This window comes from Nitrosomonas sp., from assembly GCF_040240425.1.
GTDB lineage: Bacteria > Pseudomonadota > Gammaproteobacteria > Burkholderiales > Nitrosomonadaceae > Nitrosomonas.
In genome coordinates, this window is sequence record NZ_QPHG01000072.1 from 1 (window position 1) to 4436 (window position 4436).

Genomic DNA, 4436 nt, shown 5'->3' on the forward strand with positions numbered 1-4436 from the left:
AACATCGAATAAGTTGCCTGAACTTTGCTTCTCTGATTCGAGAACGAAAATAGTATCTGTTTTTGGCATTCATCTCAGAAAGTTAGCACACTTTAGTAAGTGCTTAACTTCCTAAGACCCTTGCTATTTATGCCAACCGGGAGTCCGGTGATTGGCAACGTATCTTTGTTGATCCCTATCAAGCGAAAGTAACCGGCGTGCGTAACTATGGCGCGAATGAATGGATTCCGATTACCTGATGGACTTTATCTTCCAGCTTCATTTCAGCTTGTTGTTAGGCGCAAATGGGACTGTGGCCGTTGCGTTCGTTGCCCTGCTTCTGATTATCTCATTGATCACAGGTCTGATAATCTGGTGGCCTGTCAACGGCCATTGGCGTAAGGCTCTTACCATCAAACGCAATACGGGGATGGTGCGATTTAACTTCGACCTGCACAAAACATTTTCTTTTTATTTCTTCCCCACACTGGGCGCAGTCTTGCTGTCGGGTGTATACATGAATCTCAATGAGCCGTTTGTCTGGATAACTCAGCAGTTTTCTCCTTCTACTCGGGAATATCCGCACAAATTCTTATCAAGCCCGGTTAACGGCATGCAATCCATGGGCATGGAACATGCCTGGAATATCGCCATGAGACATTTTCCGGGTGGTAAGCTCAATGCAATTTACCCGCCAGATAGTGACACAGGGGTATTTACCGTGGTGCAGAGAGATGTCCCCCAATTGAATGCATACTGGCCGGAGCGTCAAATCACGATTGATCAGTACAGCGGGGAGATATTGGATGTACGTGCCCCTGATACACGTCGTAGTGCCGGAGAGACATTTCTCGACTGGCAATGGCCGTTACACTCGGGTAAGGCATTTGGGTGGATTGGACGAATTCTGATTTTCCTCTGTGGACTTGCTTGCCCTGTCATTTACATAACAGGTGTTATTCGATGGTTACAAAAACGGCAAGTACGGCAAACAAAAATCAGACGCATGAGCTAAAGCGGTCGAAGGTGTAAGAATTTTTGTGTAAACCATCATTAGGCGGGAAACTACGCCCGGAGAACCCGAAGTGATTCAATGTTCCAGATGTGATCGACTTGATTCTTGATGACGCAAGTAATCATGATTTGGACACTTCTGCTCTATCTTGAAAAACCCCAGCGTACAGCAACCGGCACAGAAAATGACCGAAAATCTGCCGCCCGGCATTCAGCACTCCATCCTTTACCGTCAGGTATTCGCTCGGGGTAAAAAAATTACCATTTAACCATCCTCTTCTGTCAACGAATAGTAATCTGCCTCGTTAATTGCTCTCGAATGACGGGCTCCCGGCTTGATGGGAGCACCAGAATTGCAGCTTTACAAAAAATTAACTTATAAAACATGCTCGCTCCGCGCTTGTTATGAGAAAACTTAATATCGCCTATACCTGTAACGTAAGAAAACCATGGATGGAAGACGAGCGCTATGGTGAGTTTGAAGGTCCGGATACTATCAATGCGGTGACGGCAGCGTTGGAACGCATCGGCGCGAATGTCGAATTGATCGATGTCGGACCGGATATTTACGCTCAGCTCGAACAGCGCAAAGAACAAATCGATTTGGTATTCAATAACACCGAAGGATTGGACGAAAAGGAATTGCGTGAAGCCATCGTGCCGTTCTTTTGCGAACACTTGCATATTCCCTACACCGGCAGCAGCCCCAAGACTTTCATCAACAAGATGGATAAGGCGACGGCCAAAAAGATCGTTGCGTATGACGATGTGCCGACCGCACGCTTCCAGCTCATGATGCCGGGAGAACAGCTCGGCGATTTAGCTTTCCCGTTGATGGTAAAGCCCTACAGCGAAGGCACCAGTATCGGCATCAGCCAAAAGAGCAAAGTACATACGATCGCCGAGCTCAATGAAGCGGTGGGCGCGGTTTATGCGCAATTCAACCAACCGGCGCTCGTTGAAGAATTCCTGCCCGGCAACGAATACACCATCGGCTTGATTGGTCATTATGTGTTGCCCATCCTCGAAATCGACTTCGCCAAGATTCCCGGACAACCGCATGTACGCGACCCGCATGTAAAAGATATCGAAAACCCCTACATCTCGCATCTTGATTGGAGCGAAAAAGCGAGAAGCTACGCGAAAATCGCCATTGAGGCGCACGAAGCGCTTGAAGTGCGCGACTATAACCGCATGGATTTTCGCGAGCGAGACGGCCAGCTGTATTTTCTGGAAGCCAATGTGATTCCTGGTGTTCACCCAACCGAGGCGGATCTGACCAACATGTGCCGTCACGCAAACATCGCGCACAACGACATGATCGCTTTGATCGTTTACACCGCCGTGCAGCGACTCTCACTCAGATACCCGGAACGATTTGCAGGAAAAATCGAATTGCTTGCAAGCCTGGTGAATCAGGCCATCGGTAAAGCAGCTCACGCAGGCACGATCAGCTATCGCGACCGGGTGTACACCCTTTTAGGAAAACCAACGGCAGAGCACACATCATGATTGTATCGATCTCAAAGGAACTGCACGCCAGCCTGACAAAGATTGCGCTGCAAGACATTGGCTCCATGTATGAAGCAGCCATTCGCGACGAATTGGAAGACATCGCGCGCGGTAAGAATTTTGGCGTTTGCGCCATGGATGACGGCAAACCGGTCGGTTATGCCATCGCCAGAAAAACGGTTGATACCTATCACCTGCTGACATTGGCGGTTGATAAGGAACATCGCAACAAAGGGTTCGGTTCTCTGATGCTGGATAGTGTTTTCGCGGAGATCGAGCGGCAAGGTGGAAAAATTCTCAATGTCGTAACTGACGCCGATGCCAACGAAAGTTTGCGGTTTTATCTGAAAAACGGCTTTGCTTTGACCGGTATTGTGCAGGAAGAATTTATCTCGGGCGTAGCCCAGGCGCATCTCACAAGACGGGCGGGCTACAGGCCCTTTAGCTAGGCTAAGTAAGCAGTATTTCTTGCTATTTCATAACGATGCATTCAAAAGACGGACTGGATCATGAGAATTAAAGCGACAAAAATGGATGGGTGTGGCAATTCTTTCCTCGTGGTGGATGAGATGAAAACGCCTTTGGCTGGGTTTAATCGATCGCTGATTTCAAGCGCGCTGGCTACGCAGCACGAAACCGACGGCATTCTTTTCGTGGATGTGGATCCCCTGCAACGCATGCCGACAATGAAAATCTTCGATCGCGACGGCACTGAGGAAACCATGTGCGGTAATGGTCTGCGCTGCGCGACGCGTTATTTTCACGATACCTACATCCGTAACGACATTTTCTCGATTGTCACCGGCGACGGCAAAAAGGAAGTACGCGTCATTGACGATTTGACCGAGGTGAATTTAGGTGAAGCGCGAGAATACCGGCAAATTAACGATCAATTGCATTACGTTTTCACCGGTGTTCCGCATGTGGTGGTGATCGGTTCGGAAATGAGTTTGAAAAATGCCAGAATCTTTGGCCGATCGATACGCGAAGAAAAATCGTTGTGTGAATTTGTCGGCCACCCGGAAGGCGTTAATGTTAATTTTATCTGGCGCGATGCAGACGGCATTTCCGTGCGCACGTTTGAAGTCGGCGTGGAGGATGTCACACTGAGCTGCGGTACAGGCAGCGCAGCAAGCGCATATGTGGCCGCAAAAGTCTTCGGCACGCCGTTGCCGATAATCACTAACTCCCTTGGCGGCAGCCTGAAAATTTCGGACACTGACGGGCGCCTGTCAATTCGCGGCTTGACGCGTTATCAAGGCAAGGTCATCGGATTTGTGAATAACATCCACCCTAAACCCACCAGTCCGATTAACTATCATCATCAGCAACAACAAAACTGGTGATTCACAACCCACGCGAGTGCTTACTTAAGGTTATTCTTCATGGAATTTTCAATTGTTACGTTTTTGTTAATCATGGTTGCAATGGCACTCGCTGATGTCTGCTGGACGCTATACTTCATTGATGTGGAAGAAAGAAGAGCACACCCCGCCGCATTTTGGTCTGCAATGATTATTCTGGTCACCGCATTCACCGTCACCAATTATGTCGAAAACAAAATTTATATTGCAGCTGCTTTTTTGGGTGCGTATTGTGGCACCTACGTAACAATCCGGTGGAAACTGAAAAAAGAAACTGAGATGAAGCAAAAATCGCTCGTCGAATAACCCTCATCCAACATTCAATTCCCTCTCTAGCCGATTCTCAATCGGCTAGATCGCAAAACTCAAAGCAACCATTCTCTTCTTTGCCGTTGTGTCCGCTTCGCGTTCAAAGCGAAGCGGACACACTCGAATATTAATTAATCAAATGTAAGAAACCTCAGGGTTGTTTACAGAGAGGTTGATTGAAATAAGCGTCGAGTATTTCATAAGGGGTGGCATTATTCAAACTCTTATGAGGCTTAACGGTATTGTAGAAGTTAATGA

At 48.0% G+C, this 4436-nt stretch carries 5 protein-coding genes and 1 pseudogene; 5 read left to right on the top strand and 1 reads right to left on the bottom strand.

Annotated features, from left to right (window positions below):
• Nucleotides 1-73: pseudogene (locus DU481_RS15410) on the bottom strand (IS1595 family transposase); the annotation flags it as partial.
• A gap of 147 nt (nt 74-220) precedes the next feature.
• On the opposite strand from DU481_RS15410, the gene DU481_RS15415 reads away from it, so the two are divergent.
• The 5 genes from DU481_RS15415 to DU481_RS15435 all read left to right on the top strand — a co-directional run bounded on the left by DU481_RS15415 (nt 221) and on the right by DU481_RS15435 (nt 4175).
• Nucleotides 221-994, top strand: a complete 774-nt coding sequence (locus tag DU481_RS15415) for a PepSY-associated TM helix domain-containing protein (RefSeq protein WP_350135961.1) — start codon at nt 221-223, stop codon at nt 992-994.
• Between the two features lie 404 nt (nt 995-1398).
• Nucleotides 1399-2505 carry a D-alanine--D-alanine ligase family protein gene (locus DU481_RS15420; RefSeq protein ID WP_350135963.1) on the top strand — a complete coding sequence of 369 codons (1107 nt, stop codon included), beginning with the start codon at nt 1399-1401 and terminating at the stop codon, nt 2503-2505.
• Nucleotides 2502-2954, top strand: a complete 453-nt coding sequence (locus DU481_RS15425; RefSeq protein WP_350135965.1) for a GNAT family N-acetyltransferase — start codon at nt 2502-2504, stop codon at nt 2952-2954. Before DU481_RS15420 ends, DU481_RS15425 begins: the two co-directional genes overlap by 4 nt.
• 60 nt (nt 2955-3014) lie before the next feature.
• Nucleotides 3015-3851, top strand: a complete 837-nt coding sequence (dapF, locus tag DU481_RS15430; protein ID WP_350135967.1) for a diaminopimelate epimerase — start codon at nt 3015-3017, stop codon at nt 3849-3851.
• Nucleotides 3852-3890: 39 nt separating this feature from the next.
• Entirely contained in the window at nt 3891-4175 is a 285-nt protein-coding gene (locus DU481_RS15435) for a hypothetical protein (RefSeq protein WP_107803012.1), read from the top strand.
• Nucleotides 4176-4436: the final 261 nt, after the last annotated feature.

Coding starts and splice junctions, on each gene's coding strand:
- DU481_RS15415 (WP_350135961.1), top strand. CDS start 221: ATGGATTCCGATTACCTGATGGACTTTATCTTCCAGCTTCATTTCAGC.
- DU481_RS15420 (WP_350135963.1), top strand. CDS start 1,399: ATGAGAAAACTTAATATCGCCTATACCTGTAACGTAAGAAAACCATGG.
- DU481_RS15425 (WP_350135965.1), top strand. CDS start 2,502: ATGATTGTATCGATCTCAAAGGAACTGCACGCCAGCCTGACAAAGATT.
- dapF (WP_350135967.1), top strand. CDS start 3,015: ATGAGAATTAAAGCGACAAAAATGGATGGGTGTGGCAATTCTTTCCTC.
- DU481_RS15435 (WP_107803012.1), top strand. CDS start 3,891: ATGGAATTTTCAATTGTTACGTTTTTGTTAATCATGGTTGCAATGGCA.